The 1,677-nt window shown below is 64.5% G+C and carries 1 protein-coding gene; it reads left to right on the top strand.

Annotated features, from left to right (window positions below; genetic code table 11):
* Positions 1-1,677, top strand: coding sequence for a formate--tetrahydrofolate ligase (locus tag VSX60_RS22255; RefSeq protein ID WP_327626418.1), 1,677 nt, complete (start codon positions 1-3; stop codon positions 1,675-1,677).

Below are 1,677 nucleotides of genomic sequence, written 5' to 3' on the forward strand. Positions count from 1 at the left end.
ATGGCGTTCAAGACCGACATTGAGATTGCCCGCGAGGCGAAGAAGCTGCCGATCCAGGAGATCGGGGCGAAGCTGGGGATCGGGCTCGAGGATCTGGTGCCTTACGGGCATGACAAGGCCAAGGTTTCGGCTGATTTCATCGCCCGTCAGGCGGACAAGCCGAACGGCAAGCTGATCCTGGTGACGGCGATCAACCCGACGCCGGCCGGCGAGGGCAAGACGACGACGACGGTCGGGCTCGGCGACGGGCTGAATTCGATCGGCAAGAAGGCGGCGGTGTGTATCCGCGAGGCTTCGCTGGGTCCGTGCTTCGGCATGAAGGGCGGCGCGGCCGGCGGCGGCTATGCCCAGGTCGTGCCGATGGAGGAGATGAACCTCCACTTCACCGGTGACTTCCACGCCATCACCAGCGCCCACAACCTTCTGTCGGCGCTGATCGACAACCACATCTACTGGGGCAATTCGCTCGACATCGACATCCGCCGCGTCGTCTGGAAGCGGGTCTTGGACATGAACGACCGGGCGCTGCGCGACATCGTCACGTCGCTCGGCGGGGTGGCCAACGGCTTTCCGCGCCAGGCCGGCTTCGACATCACCGTCGCCTCTGAGGTGATGGCGATCCTGTGCCTGTCGAATGATCTGGAGGATCTGCAGGAGCGTCTCGGCCGGATCATCGTGGCCTATACGCGTGATCGCAAGCCGGTGACCTGCAAGGACCTGAAGGCCGACGGCGCGATGACGGTTCTGCTCAAGGACGCCATGCAGCCCAATCTGGTGCAGACGCTGGAGAACAACCCGGCCTTCGTGCATGGCGGCCCGTTCGCCAACATAGCCCATGGCTGCAACTCGGTCGTCGCCACCAAGACGGCGCTGAAGCTGAACGACTATGTGGTGACGGAAGCCGGCTTCGGGGCGGATCTCGGCGCCGAGAAGTTCATGAACATCAAGTGCCGCAAGGCCGGTCTCGCCCCGGCGGCGATCGTCATCGTCGCCACCATCCGGGCGATGAAGATGAATGGCGGCGTCAAGAAGCAGGATCTGGCGGCCGAGAACGTGCAGGCGGTCAAGGACGGCTGCGCCAATCTCGGCCGGCACATCGAGAACATCAAGGGTTTCGGCGTTCCCGCGGTGGTGGCGATCAACCACTTCGCCGGCGACACCGAGGCCGAGATTGCGGCCTGCAAGGACTATGTGACGAGCCAGGGTTCGGAGGCGATCCTGTGCAAGCACTGGGCCGAGGGCTCGAAGGGGATCCAGGAACTGGCGACGCGGGTGGCAGAGATCGCCGACAGCGGCGTGGCGCAGTTCCAGATGCTGTATCCCGACGACATGCCCTTGATGAAGAAGATCGAGACGATCGCCAAGCGGATCTACCGGGCCGACGAGGTTCTGGCCGACAAGAAGATCCGCGACCAGCTGGCGCAATGGGAGGAGCAGGGGTTCCGCGATCTGCCGATCTGCATGGCCAAGACGCAGTATTCGTTCTCCACCGACGCCAATCTGCGCGGCGCGCCGACCGGCCATTCGGTGCCGATCCGCGAAGTGCGGCTGTCGGCCGGCGCCGGCTTCGTCGTGGTCGTCTGCGGCGAGATCATGACCATGCCGGGCCTGCCGCGCGTGCCCTCGTCGGAATCCATCCGGCTCAATGACGAAGGCCTCATCGAAGGCCTGTTCTAG

This window comes from Aurantimonas sp. A3-2-R12, assembly GCF_036016755.1.
Lineage (GTDB): Bacteria > Pseudomonadota > Alphaproteobacteria > Rhizobiales > Rhizobiaceae > Aurantimonas > Aurantimonas coralicida_A.

What these genes read in the sequence shown, in the direction of transcription:
- VSX60_RS22255 (WP_327626418.1), top strand. Translation starts at nt 1, where the DNA reads ATGGCGTTCAAGACCGACATTGAGATTGCCCGCGAGGCGAAGAAGCTG.